Genomic DNA, 17051 nt, shown 5'->3' on the forward strand with positions numbered 1-17051 from the left:
CTCGTAATATACACGCACGTCTCTGAAGTGTCGGTAGATATCGGCAGGGCAGACGCTTTGGCCATAGTGCTTGCCTTGGTTACGACTGTTTTGATCTTGATATACGAGCGCGCCTTCGCTGCCAGGAGAAGATAAATTAAATTTGCGCAAGACCTAACGAAAAAGTTAGGGTTTTGTCTTTGACCGAAACAACCGTCCGTGTCATAATTTCAAGCGAACCAAACTTGAGTTGCGAAGCAAAGAAAGGCATATTAAGGCAAAGGAGGCATATACACTGGGGCTCAACAGCGCAAAGCAAATAAAAATCTTCGATGCGCCTTTGTCTGAGGCTTGGGAGGCGCTTCTTAAAAGTGTATCCAATTTGCGTTTTAGGGTAGAATACGTCGATGAGGCCAAAAGGGTTGTTATATTCAGTTCTGGATTTAGTCTGCTATCTTCTGGGACGAGGCTCGGTTTTAAACTGAACGAATCAGGTGAGAGCATGACCGAGGTAATAGGGAAGGCAAAAGCCAAAGGCATAGCCTTGATCGATTACGGCAGGAGCGGCAGGGAGCTCGATAAGGTCTTTTCTTCCATGGAGGACCTCTTAAAGCGACCCGCTACGCGTGCGTGAGGACATAACGAGAATGAATTGTAGCTTTATGCTAAACATTTTTATTATGTTGGCACAGCAATCGTGAGTTGTTTGACATATAAAAGAGGGGCGCATGGCTCACCCCTCTTTTATATGTATATGAGTTTTTAAGATTTCTTTAAGCTGGCCCCCAGTGCAAAAGCTGTAACACCACAAGCGCTATCGCAGCAAGCACGAGCTGGATGGCTATGAGAGGCGCGGCCCACTTTACATACTTCTCGTAGGGAATACCAGATAATCCCAAGCATCCCATGAGCACGCTTGCCGTAGGGATGATGCAGTTTGTAAAGCCGTCACCGAATTGGAACGCTTGCACAGCCACCTGGCGAGTGATTCCCGTGAGGTCTGCCAAAGGTACCATGATGGGCATTACGGTAACGGCCTGCCCAGAACCTGAAGGAATGAAAAAGTTGATGACGATGTTTGCGAAAAACATAAACACTGCTCCCACCACAGGTCCGAACATTGCAATAGGAAGGGAAAGGTAATACACAACGGTGTCGATGATCTTTCCGTCAGTCATGACGACGGAAATCCCCCTTGCCATGCCTATAACCAAAGCTGCGTAGGCCATTGAGCTGCATCCCTTAACGAAAGCTATCGATGTTCCGTTGATGCCCAGTCCTCCGAGTAGGCCGCAAAAGACCGCAACCATGAGGAATACCACCGAATAATGGTCTATTCCCCATTGAAGCCGCAGCGATCCGTAAATGATGGCTCCAAACGCTACAACCACGATCGCGGTGCATATCATGTGTCTTGTCGTCATGGCCTCTTTTTCTTCGAAGATGTTGTTTTGGGCCGAAGGCTCTTCAATAGAGTAGGTTAGGCTATTGGTCGGATCAGCCTTTATTTTTTTGATATACAGGTAAACAAAACCGAAGACGAGTATGTAATTTACTACGTGGAAGAACACCCTCACGCCAAACCCAGAAAACATTGGAAGCTCAGCTATGGTGTGGGCGATACCAACGGTGAACACGTTGCCCCACCCGACGTTGAAGCCGATGTAAGAACCGAGGTATATCATGGCAAATCCTACCACGTTATCGTAACCAAGACCTTTAGCGAGCACTATCCCAAGAGGGATCAAAGCTACCACCGGGTTGGCGAAAACACCAGTGGCACCTCCGATGGACATGAGAAACATGATGATGGCTACAGCCCATATCTCTTTGCCCTTAAGTTTGTGAATTATGTGGTTCATACCCACGCGGATAGTTCCCGTCTCTTCTAATATTTTGATCGCCCCTCCGACGAAAAAGACCATAAAAATCATAGAGGCAGACTGGATCCATCCTTTTACTACAGCATTAAAAACATCCCAAAAACCCTGGGGATTTGGATCCACAATTCTGAACGAGTCAGCCACAACCTTAGTGATTGTTCCTTCTTTTACCCGTTCGTATTGCCCGGCGGGGACAATCCACGTAAGGACGGCCATTAAGATGGTGATGATAAACATAAGGGCAAAAACATGCGGTATTTTACTTTTCTTAACCCTATCAGACATAAAAATCTCTCCTTTACGCTTTAGTGTTGTTTTGTGGATTTAGTGCGTCCAATACGTAACGGACAAAAACAGCTATGCCTACTGGCAGAGCCTCATCCGGAAAATTGAATTTGGGATTGTGTAGCGGAATGATTTCCTCTCCCGCCACGCCAAGGCGAAAGATGACCCCCCGATTGACTTTTTGTAAGAAATAGGCGAAGTCTTCTGAACCCATCAGAGGTTTGGTCAGCCGAACGACTTTTTCTTCTCCAAGCACGTCTGTTGCGGCAGTAGCGAGTCGCTCGGTTTCGCCTTCGTGATTAACCACTGGGGGGATGCCAAAGGTGTAGTCGCATATTGCCTTGCATTGATAGGACGAGGCGATATCATTACAGATAGATTCGATACGTTCGCGTATATATTTTCTGATTTCAGGAGAGAAACATCTGACCGTGCCCGCTATTTCCGCTTCTCCTGGAACGACGTTGAAAGCGCTGCCGCTGTGGATTTGGCAAACCGAGATAACGGCTCTCTCGTTGGCATCTATCTCTCTCGCGAGGATCATTTGGAGGCTTATTACCGCTTGGGCTGCAGCCGAGAGGGCGTCGGTGCCTCTGTGTGGATAGGCCCCGTGCGTTCCCTTGCCCACCATATTCACTTTAAATGTGTCGCCTGATGCCATAAAGGGACCCGGGTATACGCCTATAGAACCGAGCGGAACTTCTACCCCCCCGTGAAGTGCGACAATGGACTCTACTTTTGGGTTGTCAAGGACGCCGCATTCGATCATTTTCGCTGCGCCGTAAAGCGTTTCTTCGGCGGGCTGGAAAAAGAGCTTCACCGTGCCTGCGAGCTTGTGGCGGATCTTTTGCAGAACCTTTGCCGTAGCGAGAAGAATAGCGGTATGGCCGTCGTGGCCACAGGCGTGCATAACGCCAGGGTTTTGTGATGAATAAGGAACCCCTGTGGCTTCTTGGATGGGAAGAGCGTCCATATCGGCCCTAAGGCCAATTACAGGCGGCGCGCCTTGCCCCCTCCATTCTGCAGTTCCTCTTATTATGGCGAGGACGCCCGTTTCCATATTGATAGGCACCACTTCGATCCCAGCTTCGCCGAGCTCTTTTTTGACAAAAGCTGTCGTTTCCCGTTCCTGAAACCCCAATTCAGGATGCTGATGAATATGATGCCGTGCGCGGACGGCGTAGTCTTTTACTTCTTCTACCAGTTCCCAGACCTGTTCCCTCATGTATTAACCCCCTTGTGGTTTTGAAAAGTTTTTATGTCCGAAAATAGGGAACGGAGGTATTATATAAAATCAGACGCAAATAACGCAACCCACGCAGGTTAGTTTGCTTAAAAAGCGAGGGCGCCGGGTGGTATTGAAAGAAATTTGGCGCCCTCGCTGCGGCTTTTAAAAACTGCTTTTCAGTTGCTCCCTTTCGCTAAGAAACATGCACTCCGGTTTTTAGTGATGACCTCCATCGCCTGAAATCATATTGTGAAGTTCTTCCACATAATGAACGAACGCTACGTAGGCTTCAACGTATTCACGCCCGGCCTCAACCGACTCGTCTTTATGTTTTTTCGCCTCGATCAACTTTTCAAAACGCGCTTTAATACCTCTCTCGGCAGCCTCAGCGATTTCCCCGGCAAGAGCTTCTACGTCGCCGTCGGCGATGGCCTTGTCAGCGGCGGCTACAGGCGGTTCCACGTAACCGGCTGGTTTGAGCCCGGTGTATGGTGCGCCCTCGCCAGCACGGTGGAGCCTAACGAGGGTTTCAAAGAAGTATATGTCTGCCAACTCTCTGGCTTCTGGCCCTTTTGACCGCACGTTGGTCGCTTTGTCGAAGGCAATGCGTATCTCTTCTTCGCTCTCCTTGTTTACCCATTTCAATACCGGCGCGATGTTGCCCGTCTCCAAGGCCAACCGCGCTTCCGTTACCACGGGGCCGTCGAGCGTGTCGCAGTGGGCTAGGGCTTTATTGGGCCATATCATCAGAGCAATTATCCCGATAATCCCGATGACAACCGCAAATTCAACCGCTTTACTCGTCAAGGAATACATTTCAACTCTCCTTTCGGGTCTTGTTTTAGAAACTCACATCTTTTACCATCCCTTCGGTTGCGCCTTAGTCTTTTAAAGCGCATAAATTACCTCCTTGTCGTTGAAGCTGTGGTATTAAAAGCTTTTTCTGACTCGTCCGCCGTGGGATAGAATTCTGTCTCTTCCTTTTGAATGCGCAGGGCAAGGGCCGCAAAAAACGGTACGAGCTATAACCTTTCCTACAGATCCTCCCACGTATCGCCGCTTGTACAGAAACCGTTCAGCTGCCTTTCGAGATAGCGCTTCAGGACTACTGCGTTATTGTGCTCCCTATCCTTAGCTGCGAATAGGAGCGTAACGTCGCCATTTATTGCAGCCTCAAGTATGGCTTTTAAGACGTCAGGTTTTCCGTCGAGTTCGAGCGCATAATCGCGCGCGAACTCTTCCCATTTAGCGAGTTCGTGGGCGAACTCACGGCGAAGGACTTCGCTGGGCGCTGCATCTTTAAGCCATCCGTCGAGCTTCAAGTCGTCTTTCTTTACCCCTCTTGGCCACAGGCGGTCCACCAGGAAGCGCTTGCCGTCCGATGGAGAGGGAGGGTCGTAAACGCGCTTTGTGTAAATCATCTGGCCACCTCCTCGGCCAGCTCCTCTCCCAATTGGCGGCAACGATCGAGGGCTGCCCTGTCTGGTTGCCACTTGGCCTTAATGCTTTTTGCGGCGACTTTTATCCCGGCATCAGAAAGAGCTTCTTCGATTTTGCCTACTGCCTCGCCGCTCCATCCGTAGGAACCGAAGGCGGCGCCCACTTTGTTTTTGAATTTAAGCCCTCGAAGGTCCTCCAACACGGGCGCAACCGTGGGGAGGATACCGTTGTTTAGCGTCGGAGAGCCGATGATCACGGCCTTTGCCTTGAAGATCTCTACGATCACGTCGTTTCTATCCGATGCGGCCAGGTGGATGAGTTTGTTGGGTATTCCTTTGACTGTAAGGCCACCGCTTATGGCCTCTGCCATCCTCAATGTGGCTTTCCACATCGTGTCGTAGAGGATGACGGCCCCTTTTTGGGGGATTTGGCGCGCCCACTCTTGGTAATTCTTCACAATCTGAAGCGGATCTTTGCGCCAAATTACGCCGTGGCTGGGGGCGATAATATCTACGGGAAGCTGCAAAGAAAGAAGTTCGTCGATCTTCTTGAGCACAAGGTCGCTGAAGGGGGTGAGGATGTTTGCGTAATATTTGAGCGCTTCCTCGTAAAGCTCTTCTTGATCCACTTCATCGTTAAAGCGAAAGGCCGTAGCATAGTGCTGGCCGAAGGCGTCGTTGGGCATAAGGATGTTTCGACCCGATATGTAAGTGAACATACTGTCAGGCCAATGCAACATCGGGGCGTCTATAAAGAGAAGCTCCGAGGAGCCGAGGGAAAGGCGCTCCCCGTTTGACACCGTGCGAATATTCCAATTCTGATGGTAGTGCCCGGGTATGCTTTCCAATCCGCGCTTTGAGGTTATAAGGGTCGCGTTTGTGGCGATTCTCATAACCTCGGGCAATGCGCCGGAGTGGTCCATCTCTGCGTGGTTTGTGACGACGTAGTCGATCTTGGAGGGATCTATGATCTCGCGGATATTATCCAAGAGCCTGTCGCTAAAAGGTTCCCACACGGTGTCTATAAGAGCCACCTTTTCGTCCACAATGAGATAGGCATTGTAGGATGACCCTCTATGCGTGGAAAGCTCGTAGCCGTGGAATTTGCGGATGCCCCAATCCACGGCACCTACCCAGTAAACTCCTTTGGAGATCTCGACCGCCATTTTAAACGCCTCCTCAACCTGCCCTTTCGGGCCTTAGGGTTACTGATCTCTCCTTAGGTTTTAATATTTAGGTATCATAATACCATAATTGGTTTCTCTGTCAAGCCCTCGTAAGAAGGCTGCTTGGATTCATGACATTTTCCTTAGCTTACAGGGCAAGGCCGCTAAAAGGTGGATTAGGTTATGTGTCGTTATAAGACGACCTGACGGCCGCATAAAACTGGTCGGCGGGCGGACAGGTCATTTTCGTCTCAATACAATACACTGCGAGGGGGCATTTTGCCCCCTCGCAGTGAGTGGTTTCTTATCTATGAGTATTAGGCGATTTCGCCTATTATTGTCGATTTTCAGAGAAGTTGAGCCGCTGTTCGAACCGCCATCGCGCTATCTCGTTTTGGAGAGAAAGCATCCTTTCATGAAGTTGGGATGCCTTAGCCCTATCTATGCGGCCTTCATACACCATAGACTGAAGCTCTAAACGAGTTCTTTCGAGCTGGCGCATATTTTCGGCGATCTTGGGCGGAATTTCTGTGCCGTAAGGGGCATTGTTCAATCGCGACCTCGAGTCAAAATCGCCCCCCTGTGGGCCGTATCCCCAGTTCATCGCACCCAGCCCGTAACCGCATCCTCCGTAACCTGACCTCCAGCCTCCCATCATGCCTCTGGGGCCATAACCTCCGCCCCACATGTGGTGCGGTTCGAATCCATAACCGCCATACGCTAAAGCGGAGCCAGCCGCCGCAACGAGCGCTACCAATGCCAAAACGGCTATTGTCGAACGTTTCATGCCTATCGCCTCCTGTACTTTGTCTCTAATTTCTAACTTGGTTCGATTTTATTCTCGGTTATTAAGTTGCGCCTCGGCATTTTACGAAGCCCTAAGATAGGCAATAATACGCAACCCTGGGGATGGCTCTGGTTGCCCCCTTCATCGTAGCTGCGCCGGAGCGGCATTATATGCAAGCAGCGTTAACTTAAAATCTGCGGAGACTGCGGATCTTTTCGTGCGCCCAGTCGAGCACGGCCTTCAATCTGTCGTTTAAGAGAACCTGTGCCTCTTCGTATGGGACCCATCTGTATTCGTTGTGCTCCGGTCGCCCAAGCTCTGTAGAAACGGGAAGTGTAACTTCTTTCGCCTTTGACTCCGCTATGTAGAACCTCGCGACCTTGCCGCGACCGTATGGAGGGGTTTCTATGAAGTCGTCGTAAAACCGAAGGCCGGTTAAACCCGTCTCTTCAGCGACCTCACGCTTCGCTGCCTCAAGCGGATCTTCGGATTGCTCAATTCCCCCTTTGGGGAAGTCCCAGTTTCTGTAAGCTCGAAGTAGTAGATACAGGATTTTATTGCCTTCTACGAAAAATATGACGGCGCCTGAGCTTTTGCTTTTTACTTTCATTTTTAGTCGTTGCTCCTGCGGCAAGAGCTTACGGCATCTCTTATGCCCTCGTATCCTGTGCAGCGACATATGTTGGACGATAGCCACTCTTCAACCGTTTCGTCATCGGGATTTGGGTATTTACTCAAAAGCGCGTGAGCGTTGAGCAGAAAGCCGCTCGTGCAGAAGCCGCACTGAAATCCACCGTAATCGGCGAAAGCCTTTTGGAGTTCAGGGTCGTTTAGGCCCTCTATCGTAGTAACCTCATGCCCTACGGCTTCAACTGCAAGCATCATACAAGACTTCACCGGGATGTCGTCTAAAAGGACAGTGCAGGCGCCGCAATCACCGTTTTCGCACCCCGCTTTGGCGCCCGTCATACCTAAGCGCTCTCGCAAAACCCTAAGGAGTGTGTCCGCCGGACGCAGGGCGACCCGCCGCTTTTTGCCGTTTACAGAAAGCGTTACCTCGTTAAGCCCGCTGTATATCTTCATTACTTTCGCACCCCCAGCTCCTCAAAAATTTGAGCCACCGAAAGTTCCGTAAGCAAACGGCGGTAATCCGACGAGGCCCATACGTCGGATATAAACGACCTGGCAAAGGGTTCGATTAGCTCGGCAAAAGGACCCGCGGCGCTGGCGTCTTCTTTAAAGCCACCGGTTGAGTCGAGCAAAACGGGGTAACCGAAAGCTCCACTTAACGCGATGCGGATCGCGCCTTTTGCCTTAACTCCAGCTGCAGTTACGATGGGATAAGCGATGCGCCCTCCCTTTGTTTTGCGCACAACGCTATAGGGAAGTTCAAGCGCCTCCTTTGGCACCGCCATTTGCACCAGGAGCTCACCCGGCGCGAGTTTCAGCCTCTTGTCGAATATGGCCCTTAAAGGCACCCAGTGCGTAGATTTTTCTTCCGCAATTAAAGCCTCTCCTTCGCAAAGCAAAAAAGGGAGGATCGCCTCTCTATAAGGTAAGCGGCCGCAGACGTTTCCGCCGAGCGTCAGGCGGTTTCTTACGGTCCTGTCGGCAATGCCGCGGCAGGTGCGAGCAAGAAGCGGAAAGACCTTCGAATCGGCGATTTCAGAAAGCACAAGCGCGCTTCCAAATACTGCCCTTTCCCCTTTTATGCCTAAAACCCTGCATTCTGGTATCGATTTTATGTCTATGAGCGCACCAGGATAAATCTGCCCCTTTCGGCAAAGCGTGACGATTTCCGTCCCCCCGCCGTAGTAAAGGGGCGCCCTTTTGCTTTCTTTAAGCTCAGCATAGGCCTTTACGGCCTCTTCTATTGTTTCAGCCTTGCAGTAATCGAAGTCGAAAGGAATCATGCTTCTTCCCCCCTCATGACGCGCCATGTTCTTTCTGCCGTTACGGGAAGCTTGTTTATGGGTCTTCCTATGGCTCTTGAAACGGCGTTTGCGAGGGCAGCAGGAATCCCTATCACTCCCTGCTCTCCCATCCCTCTCATGCCGTAAGGGCCGTCTTTTTGTGGCGTTTCTACGAAGTCGATGTAATATTTCGGGTCGCTCCCGATGCGCGGTAGCTTGTAAGTGCGAAGCGATCCATTTACGACCTGGCCGCGGTCGTTAAAGAAAAAGCCCTCGCTCGTGGCGAAGCCCAAAGCCATTTGTATTGCCCCTGCGAGTTGGCCTCTTGCGATTGCGGGGTTTATCAGTTTACCTACGTCGAGCACAGAAGCTGCGGATATCACCTCGAAGCTGCCGTCGCGAAGGTCCAATTCGACCTCAACGGCTTGGGCGCCGAATGTCCATTCCAAAGCGGGGTGCCCTTGGCCCGTCTCAGGATCGATCTCGGTGAGGCGCCTGGCGATGTAGCGCCCCCTTCCTATAACCTGTCCTCCTACGGCGTGCCCGTTTTCGTAAACGTAGCCGAGCGCTACCTTGGACAGCTCAAGGCCAATTTCGGGTTCATCTGGCAAAAACACGCGCCCTCCCGAAACCTCAAGCTCCTCTGGCAGACAGTGTAAGACCTGGGCGGCAGTTTGTTTCATCTGGTTTATGGCGTCATCGCAGGCCTCGATGACGGCCTTTCCTACCATGAAAGTGGTCCTGCTCGCCGCGGTGGCCCAGTCGTGAGGGTGCCGCCTGGTGTCGAGTTCCGTTACCACGTGGATTTTATCGAGGCCAAGCTTCAGCCTTTCGGCGGCGATCTGTGCTATGGCCGTCATAGCGCCGGAACCTATTTCCACGGCGCCAGTAATCACGTTTGCGCTTCCGTCTTCGTTAAAGGTTACAATAGCCCCTGCATCGGCACTCGTGGGCATGGCCGGCGACTTCCAAAGGCAGGCTATGCCCTTGGCGCGCACCTTTCCGTTGCCTGTTTTTATCCTGTCCCCTTCGCTCCATTTGATCATTTCGGCGGTTTTGCTTATGCACCTGCGCAAGTCCCCCGTGTTCAAGTCGAGGACGCTCCCTGTAGGTGTCGTATCGCCGGCTTTTATGGCGTTTTTGAGGCGAAGCTCCACAGGGTCCATGGCAAGTTTTTCGGCCAGGACGTCGAGCGCTCTTTCTACGGCGGTGGCGAGCTCTATGTGCCCAAAGCCCCTGTAAGCTGTGGCGAAGGGGTGGTTTGTATAAACACAGAGAGAGTCGCAGCGCACGTTATCGACCTTGTACGGGCCCGTGCAGGATATGGCCGCGGCCCTGCTGATGTTTACGGCGTAGTCGGCATACCCCCCGCTGTCGAACAAAAACAACAGATCCATGCCGAGTATCTGCCCGTCCTTCGTTGCAGCTATCTTTATGGTTGCGTCAAGGCCTATATGGCCGGGCGAGGAGGTCATATCCTCCTCGCGGCCGTTGACAAGCTTAACTGGGCGGCCGCCCGCGCTTTTTGAAAGAAGATATGCCAACCCCTCGAGCTGGATCCCGGCTTTGCCTCCAAAACCGCCGCCCAGATATGGGGCTATCACGGCTATCTTTCCTATGGGGATGCCGAAACCGATAGCAAGGAGTGACCGCACAACGAAAGGGGCTTGTGTTGAAGATATGATTACGACGGACCCGTCGGGGCGGATTTCGGCTATCGAGCCGCGTGGTTCCATGGCGCCGTGGTCTCCCGGCGGAAAAGAGACGTCAACCTCCACTACTGTGTCCGCTTCCCTGAAGGCCCGCTCCACATCGCCTTTTCTGATCTTCGTCCTGTTTGCCACGTTTGTTCCCGGCTCTGGCATTATTGCCGGTATGTGTCGGTAAGAAGCCATGTCCTCGTGAAGGATGGGAGCGTCCGGCTTTAGGGCGTCCTTGGGCGAAAGCACTGGCCGCATCGGCTCGTATTTAACATCCACCAAAGCGGCTCCCGTCGCGGCCGCGGCTTCGTTTTCTGCCACTACGGCGGCTACGGGTTCGTAAAAATGGCGGACGACCCCTCTTGCAAGCGGGGGTTTGTCTCCCAGATAGATGCCCAAGTTCCATGGAAAGTCTTCCCCTGTTACTACGGCCAAAACGCCGTCTGCATTGCGTGCCTTTGACGTGTCTATCGAAACGATCCTGGCATGAGCGTGAGGGCTCGTGACTAAAGCGGCATGAAGCAGCCCCGGAAAATAAATGTCATTGACGTAGCGTGCCCTTCCTGTGACTTTCTCCGCGCTTTCTATACGTGCCATTGACTCTCCAACAGAGCGGAGTATGTCCTCCAATGCGCCTTCCCCCTCTTAAACTGAATTTATTTAATTGTATCACTAACCTTGGGGTCAGCTCTTTACTTTTTGTGTTTTAGGCCCTTCTACGCGTTTAGCGGTGGCACTACTCCTCTTGGCGCTTGGGCTCATATGCGCCGAAGGTGACGCCATAAGGGTGTGCCTTATCCAATGGTTGCAGGCACATAAACCCCGCCACTTAGGTCGGCCATTTTGCGGCAGAGATTTTCTTGGTCTTTGTGGCCGGTTGTCACGTCAATGAAAAACGAGAGCATGCCACGACGTCGCAAGACATGGCAGAGCTCAAACATCTCCTCGTAAGGATCTTCGGACAGCAAGATGGGCACATTGGGCTTGCCGTCGCTTATGACCACAATGGTTGATATCGCATCATGGTACTTAATTCCATACAGGCGCAGCATATCCAAAGCCTTCCGCAGGCCGTCAGGAAGCGGGGTAGAACCGCACACTGGGATCTCCTTCAATCTCTTGGCAGCAGCGACATAGTTGTTTGTGAAGGGAAGACATACAAAGGCCTCCGCAGGCCTCCCTTGTTTAAACGCTATCAGGCCAACCTTGTCCTTATAAAGCCTGGCGTCGCATAAGAGATCAAACGCCACGCCCTTTGCTTTTTCGAGCGTGACCCCCACGTGGACTGACCAGCTGTTATCCACCACAAAAGCGATGACGTAGTGAGAGCGATGTCTCTTTGTTTTCTCCCGCAAATCCTGCAATGTCACCTCAAAAAGGCTTCCATGAACTGCGGTTCGACAAACTGCAGCTCTCAATGTGGCATCCATAGCTATATTTGAAACATTTCCCTCGAAGAACTTTGGGCGAATATACTTGCCCTTTCCCTCGCCGATAACCTCCATGTCTCTCTTTCCGAGAGCAGATTGGGCTCTTCGCAAATGCCTCGCCGCCGTACCTTCATTTTCAAGCGACATCTCTTCAATCTCAGGTTGCTCGATAAAGGTCACGGCTGCCCCCTTCGCGTTTCCCTCCTCCTTAGGCTCTCCGTTAGTAGAAATGGGAACAGGCTCGCCCAATATCTCCTCGAGATGTCGCTGTAGCTCCCTGGTGTCGAGCTCCACGGGAGTGAAGGGATCATGGGGGAGGCGATGTCCCAAGGCAAGCGTGGCGGCCTCCAACATGTCTGATGCATTCACATAGGTGCGTCCATTGAAAGCGGCCATAGCTTTGGCGCACTCGAGGATAGTTATGTCAGCCCTGTGACTTTCTACCCCCATCTTGAGGACAAGGCTTGCGACCGCCTCATATAACCGCTCGGCTACGGATACGCTCGGAAGCAACCTTGTAGCTTGCTCGATGGAGCTTCTTAGGCGATGTTGTTCTCCCTGATACTGGGAAATGAAACGCTTTGGGTTTCTCAGGAAAGCTTCCCGCCGCTTCATAACTTCTGCGCGGAGTCTTTGGTCTTTAAGCGCTTGGTTTTCTACCTGGAGGCCTATTCTATCGGCTATCTGAGGGCGCAATTCCCCCTCTTCTGGGTTCATTGTGCCTATAAGGATGAAGCGAGCCGGGTGGCTTATTGAAATTCCCTCTCTTTCGACCACATTTACGCCTAAAGCAGCTGCGTCGAGCAGTATGTCGGTGATGTGATCGTCGAGGAGGTTTATTTCATCAATATATAAAATACCACGATTTGCCTTGGCTAAAAGACCCGGCTCCAAGGCTTTGATACCATCCTTGAGTGCCCGAGTTACATCTATGGTGCCTGCCACCCTGTCTTCGGTCGCGTTGAGGGGAAGGTCGACAAAACTGCGAGGCTTTATCGTAACAGGTAATTTTTCACCCTTCAATACTCTTTCTCTGCATCTGTCACACTGGGCCATTTCATCAGTAGGGTAACAGTTAAAATGACAATCTGATACGACCTCTATGGGCGGCAAGAGGACAGCCATTCCCCTTGCAGCTGTGGACTTAGCCGTGCCGCTCGTACCCTTTATGAGGACTCCACCTATGTTGGGGTTTATGGCATTTAGGACCAAGGCCATTTTCATGTGCCTTTGGTCTACAATCGCGGAAAAAGGGAAGAGATAATCATCCATCGTGACATCATCTTCTTCCATCATGAAAAATAGACTTAAAACATGCTTTGTCCTCAGTTATGCTCTTTTTAGACGTAGCGGATACCTCTAAAGTATCCGCTACGTCCCCTTTCTCTTTTTACGGCTTGCGCACTTTCCGTTTACCAAACGTCGGCTCCGCTGGAGGAATGGGCGGCATCTGCCATGTTGTGGTGATGGGAACAGGTGTGTCACGATTTATTATCACATCCAGCACTGTAGGTACGCCCGACTTAATCGCCTCTTCAAAAGCGCTGGCAAAATCCTGGGGCTTTTCTATACGTACGCCACGCCCTCCCATGGACTCGGCCATCTTGGCGAAATCCGGGTTCCACAGCTCTCCAGTCTTTGCCTTCTTGAAGCTGGTCCCTATCTCTCTTCCATCTAAGTAAAAACGCTGCAGGTCTCTGATGCAACCTATAGTGTAATTGTTAAGAATAACCCACACGGCTGGCAAGTCATATTCCACGGCTGTAGCTACAACGTGAGGCATCATAATAAAACCTCCATCGCTGCAGAGACAGACGCACGGTGACTCAGGTCTCGCGAGTTTTGCTCCAAGCACACCGCACACGCCGAAACCCATAGCTGCGAAGCCGCCCGCAGAAAGATGGGTCTTCGGTCGAGGTGTATCCCAGTATTGCTCCGCCCATGCTTGATTGTTCCCCACATCGGCCACCAAGATTGTGTCATCCGGTGCGCATTTGCGCATGTCCAAGAGCACGCGCCTTGGATCAAGGGGAACCTCTTCGTTCTTCTCGTAAGGGGTCACAAAGTTTCGCCATTCCGTTTTATAGCTATAGACCTCATCGAGCCATGCTTTGGAGTTGCACTTAACCCCTTTAGCCTTTGCCACCTCAAGCATCTGCCTTATGAAGCACTTAGCATCCGCCACGATACCGAGTGCCACTGGGTAGTTACGCCCAATTTCGCTGGGGTCGATATCGACATGGATGAGTTTTGTCGGGGGTATGTTGTAGGCATAGCCAGGAAGCCACGATGCTGCATGGAGATCGGCAAAGCGGGCTCCTATTGCCAATATGACATCGGCGTTTCTCGCTGCCTCCGCTGCTGGATAGTGTCCCCAGCAGCCTGCTACGCCCAGGTAAAGCTCCTCGCTTTCGGACATAACCCCTTTGCCCATCAATGTGCTATATACAGGGATACCCAGATAAGCTGCCAGAGCCTTTAGCTCTTCTGTAGCACCGGAAACGACCACCCCGCCCCCGGCCAAGATGAGCGGTCTGGGTGACTTGACGAGCATGTCGAGAGCCTTCTCTATGGCCTCTGGGGAGGCTTGTGTGCGCCAATTAATGGGCATAGACCATTCTTCTGGTTCTGGGATCTCTACGTCTGCCTTCTTTATGTATAAATCATAAGGTATGTCCAAGTGACAAGGCCCGGGTCTCCCTGTGCGCATTAGCTTAAAAGCTTTTGGAAGATATCTAACCAAGTCTTCAACCTTATGAACCTGCCAAGAATGTTTGACGACGGGCTTCGCAACAGAAGGAAAATCAGCAGGGAAGTAGCGATATTCCTCCTGAAGGGCGCCTGTATCGAACTGGTCTGTAGTAACCTGCCCTGTAATGGCAAGAAAAGCTGACGAGTCGTAGAAAGCATTGGCTAAAGCTATCATTAGATTCATAGGACCCGGGCCAGTTGAGGTGTATACGAGAAGTGGAACGCCTGTGAGGCGAAAATATGCATCCGCCATAAACCCCGCTGCTTGCTCTATGCGTGGCCAAATGACCTGAATCTTATCCGTCCTGTCGTAAACGCCGTCCAAAAACCTATTGCTCCATGTCCCGCATAGCCGAGGATATAAGGGATTTTTTCTTTGATAAGATACTCAACTATAATCTCATTCCCACTATGCTCAGCCATAAAACTCACCTCCGTCTTATCTTTTGAAGTGGTAGCGTTATGCTAACTCTAAAAACCACCTCCTTGCTTTTTGGTTTCAAAGATTTAGTTGCAAAAAACCACTAAGATCTTACAGTTAACAAGATGTCGGGAAGGCACGCTTTTAAGAAAATTATATGTCTGGGTATAATGTTACGCAAGTCAACAAGCTGCCGCCGTGGTTGAGGGCAGGCAGAGAAGTTAGCCGAGGTTTGTTCTTTTTAGCTCTGTGGCAAGGAGCGGTGGTCCTATCCAAGGGCGAAAACAAAGGAAAGGTACCGCGGTGTTTGACCACGAGATTGGGCTATCTTTGCTTTCGCTGGGGAAAAGTTCACGAAAATGATGCTCGAGGCAGCTATCTGAAGTTGCCCAAGTTTACTTAACTCCACTTAGCGGGAATTTCGACATCTTCCCTCCGCTTATTGCCTCTTGAAACTCCTTGCGTATCCTTTGACTTGCTGGTACTTTTCCCTTGGTGGTCTACTCTCTATTGGGTTTTGCAATAAATCTACTTTACTTAAGGCCACCACTTTTTACAGGAAGTATAAGACGTGACCTCATAGCATTCCTCCTCATCACTATAACCAGATTGAAAGCATAGAAACATAGGGATTTTTTCGAACGGATTCATAATTCTTGACATTTAATCCATTTTACTTATACTTATAACACATGCACTTGCGAAAGAAATTGTTATTTGCTTATACGGCAGTGAGGTTTGTCAGGTATTTACTGAAATAGGTAAACAGGCAGCTTCAAAAAGCTCAAAAAGCTCAAAAAGCTTATAGGAGGTGGATCATATGTCCCAACAGCAGTCACAAATGAACGTCGGCAGTGAGGAGCAAAAAAGTAGGAGAGAGATGTTGAGCGTTTTATTAGGAGCGGCGTTTTTAATGGCAACGTCTTCTATAGGACCAGGCTTTTTGACGCAGACAGCCGTTTTTACAGCGCGACTAAAGGCTTCTTTTGCCTTTGCGATTTTGCTTTCAATTATTATAAGTTTGATCGTTCAGTTAAATGTTTGGCGGATACTGGCCGTTTCTAAGATGCACGCTCAAGACGTAGCTAACAAAGTATTTCCAGGGCTTGGGTATTTCATCGCCTTTTTGGTTGCCCTGGGCGGATTAGTGTTCAATATAGGCAATGTCGCAGGTGCCGCTATGGGGCTAAGGGTGGTTGTAGGAATACCCATTGTATGGGCGGCAATTATTAGTGCATGCATCGGGATAATGCTATTCCTTTATAAAGAAATGGGGCGAGCCATGGATCAATTTACCAAGATATTAGGTTTTATCATGATAGCGCTGGTCATATATACTGTATTTGTCACCAAACCTCCCGTTGGGATCGCCATAAAAGAGGCTTTCATGCCTTCTCAAATCGACTGGATGGTCATTATTACACTGATCGGTGGCACAGTCGGAGGTTATATTACCTTCTCCGGCGCACATAGACTATTAGACGCAGGGATTTACGGCGTTGAACGTGTTGGAGACGCGACCCGTGGGGCAACCAATGGGGTCTTAATAACAGCGGTCATGCGCATACTCCTTTTCTTAGCGATACTTGGGGTTGTCTGGGCAGGTCATACTTTAGATCCATCCAATCCTCCTGCTTCTGCATTTAGACTCGGCGCAGGAGAAATTGGCTACAGGATATTCGGCGTCATATTATGGGCAGCCGGGATAACATCTGTCGTAGGTGCCTCTTTCACGTCCATATCTTTCTTGCAGACTTTGTTTAAGAGTATCCAGAAAAATAACCGCTGGTGGATCATCGGGTTCATTGTAATATCCACTGCCATTTTAATAACGGTGGGGCAGCCAGTTACTCTGTTGATCTTTGCTGGTTCAGTTAATGGGCTGATCCTGCCCCTGGCACTTTTGTCCATTTTGTTAGCCGCACATAAAAAAGAAGTTGTCGGAGACTACAAACACCCCATTTGGCTCACGATAATCGGTTATGTTGTGGTAGCCATAACTTTATGGATGGGAATCGTCTCACTTGGGAAAATATTTACTATGTTTAAATAGATTTTCAGGGCAAAGA

At 50.6% G+C, this 17051-nt stretch carries 14 protein-coding genes and 1 pseudogene; 2 read left to right on the top strand and 13 right to left on the bottom strand.

Translation table 11 applies throughout. The annotated features are described in order from the left end of the window. The first annotated feature begins 319 nt into the window (after positions 1-319). Positions 320-613: a hypothetical protein gene (locus EZM41_RS08860; protein WP_198470746.1), complete on the top strand. Its 294-nt coding sequence runs from the start codon at positions 320-322 to the stop codon at positions 611-613. A 139-nt stretch (positions 614-752) separates the two neighbouring features. On the opposite strand, the gene EZM41_RS08865 is transcribed toward EZM41_RS08860, so the two are convergent. The 13 genes and pseudogenes from EZM41_RS08865 to EZM41_RS14375 form a co-directional block, all read right to left on the bottom strand. Beyond that, the gene (locus tag EZM41_RS08865; protein ID WP_198470747.1) at positions 753-2147 is read right to left on the bottom strand and encodes a YfcC family protein; all 1395 of its coding nucleotides are present in this window, start codon (positions 2145-2147) and stop codon (positions 753-755) included. A 13-nt stretch (positions 2148-2160) separates the two neighbouring features. Beyond that, the gene (locus EZM41_RS08870; protein WP_198470748.1) at positions 2161-3372 is read right to left on the bottom strand and encodes a M20 metallopeptidase family protein; all 1212 of its coding nucleotides are present in this window, start codon (positions 3370-3372) and stop codon (positions 2161-2163) included. A 219-nt stretch (positions 3373-3591) separates the two neighbouring features. Further along, entirely contained in the window at positions 3592-4191 is a 600-nt protein-coding gene (locus EZM41_RS08875; RefSeq protein ID WP_198470749.1) for a DUF6448 family protein, read from the bottom strand. Between the two features lie 218 nt (positions 4192-4409). Next, on the bottom strand, positions 4410-4796 hold the full coding sequence (locus EZM41_RS08880; protein ID WP_198470750.1) for a DUF488 domain-containing protein: 387 nt from the start codon (positions 4794-4796) through the stop codon (positions 4410-4412). Next, positions 4793-5980 (bottom strand): flavodoxin domain-containing protein, encoded by a 1188-nt coding sequence (locus EZM41_RS08885; protein ID WP_198470751.1) that lies wholly within the window; start codon positions 5978-5980, stop codon positions 4793-4795. Before EZM41_RS08885 ends, EZM41_RS08880 begins: the two co-directional genes overlap by 4 nt. A 334-nt stretch (positions 5981-6314) precedes the next feature. After that, a complete protein-coding gene (locus EZM41_RS08890; RefSeq protein ID WP_198470752.1) occupies positions 6315-6767 on the bottom strand; it encodes a hypothetical protein in 453 nt (150 codons plus the stop codon). A gap of 187 nt (positions 6768-6954) precedes the next feature. After that, positions 6955-7377 (bottom strand): bis(5'-nucleosyl)-tetraphosphatase, encoded by a 423-nt coding sequence (locus tag EZM41_RS08895; RefSeq protein ID WP_198470753.1) that lies wholly within the window; start codon positions 7375-7377, stop codon positions 6955-6957. A gap of 2 nt (positions 7378-7379) precedes the next feature. After that, positions 7380-7850 (bottom strand): (2Fe-2S)-binding protein, encoded by a 471-nt coding sequence (locus tag EZM41_RS08900; protein ID WP_198470754.1) that lies wholly within the window; start codon positions 7848-7850, stop codon positions 7380-7382. Continuing rightward, a complete protein-coding gene (locus EZM41_RS08905; RefSeq protein WP_198470755.1) occupies positions 7850-8680 on the bottom strand; it encodes an FAD binding domain-containing protein in 831 nt (276 codons plus the stop codon). The genes EZM41_RS08900 and EZM41_RS08905 overlap by 1 nt, the downstream gene beginning before the upstream one ends. After that, entirely contained in the window at positions 8677-11010 is a 2334-nt protein-coding gene (locus tag EZM41_RS08910; RefSeq protein WP_198470756.1) for a xanthine dehydrogenase family protein molybdopterin-binding subunit, read from the bottom strand. The genes EZM41_RS08905 and EZM41_RS08910 overlap by 4 nt, the downstream gene beginning before the upstream one ends. Positions 11011-11174: 164 nt before the next feature. After that, positions 11175-13082, bottom strand: a complete 1908-nt coding sequence (locus EZM41_RS08915; RefSeq protein ID WP_198470757.1) for an ATP-binding protein — start codon at positions 13080-13082, stop codon at positions 11175-11177. Positions 13083-13200: 118 nt separating this feature from the next. Next, entirely contained in the window at positions 13201-14520 is a 1320-nt protein-coding gene (locus EZM41_RS08920; protein WP_342449281.1) for a thiamine pyrophosphate-binding protein, read from the bottom strand. A 126-nt stretch (positions 14521-14646) separates the two neighbouring features. Further along, positions 14647-14898: pseudogene (locus EZM41_RS14375) on the bottom strand (thiamine pyrophosphate-binding protein); the annotation flags it as partial. 904 nt (positions 14899-15802) lie between these two features. On the opposite strand from EZM41_RS14375, the gene EZM41_RS08925 reads away from it, so the two are divergent. After that, entirely contained in the window at positions 15803-17035 is a 1233-nt protein-coding gene (locus EZM41_RS08925) for an NRAMP family divalent metal transporter (RefSeq protein ID WP_198470759.1), read from the top strand. Positions 17036-17051: the final 16 nt, after the last annotated feature.

It is taken from the genome of Acetomicrobium sp. S15 = DSM 107314, from assembly GCF_016125955.1.
Classification (GTDB): Bacteria; Synergistota; Synergistia; order Synergistales; family Thermosynergistaceae; genus Thermosynergistes; species Thermosynergistes pyruvativorans.

Coding starts and splice junctions, on each gene's coding strand:
- EZM41_RS08885 (WP_198470751.1), bottom strand. CDS start 5,980: ATGGCGGTCGAGATCTCCAAAGGAGTTTACTGGGTAGGTGCCGTGGAT.
- EZM41_RS08880 (WP_198470750.1), bottom strand. CDS start 4,796: ATGATTTACACAAAGCGCGTTTACGACCCTCCCTCTCCATCGGACGGC.
- EZM41_RS08895 (WP_198470753.1), bottom strand. CDS start 7,377: ATGAAAGTAAAAAGCAAAAGCTCAGGCGCCGTCATATTTTTCGTAGAA.
- EZM41_RS08890 (WP_198470752.1), bottom strand. CDS start 6,767: ATGAAACGTTCGACAATAGCCGTTTTGGCATTGGTAGCGCTCGTTGCG.
- EZM41_RS08915 (WP_198470757.1), bottom strand. CDS start 13,082: ATGGATGATTATCTCTTCCCTTTTTCCGCGATTGTAGACCAAAGGCAC.
- EZM41_RS08925 (WP_198470759.1), top strand. CDS start 15,803: ATGTCCCAACAGCAGTCACAAATGAACGTCGGCAGTGAGGAGCAAAAA.
- EZM41_RS08905 (WP_198470755.1), bottom strand. CDS start 8,680: ATGATTCCTTTCGACTTCGATTACTGCAAGGCTGAAACAATAGAAGAG.
- EZM41_RS08870 (WP_198470748.1), bottom strand. CDS start 3,372: ATGAGGGAACAGGTCTGGGAACTGGTAGAAGAAGTAAAAGACTACGCC.
- EZM41_RS08875 (WP_198470749.1), bottom strand. CDS start 4,191: ATGTATTCCTTGACGAGTAAAGCGGTTGAATTTGCGGTTGTCATCGGG.
- EZM41_RS08865 (WP_198470747.1), bottom strand. CDS start 2,147: ATGTCTGATAGGGTTAAGAAAAGTAAAATACCGCATGTTTTTGCCCTT.
- EZM41_RS08920 (WP_342449281.1), bottom strand. CDS start 14,520: ATGCGCACAGGGAGACCCGGGCCTTGTCACTTGGACATACCTTATGAT.
- EZM41_RS08900 (WP_198470754.1), bottom strand. CDS start 7,850: ATGAAGATATACAGCGGGCTTAACGAGGTAACGCTTTCTGTAAACGGC.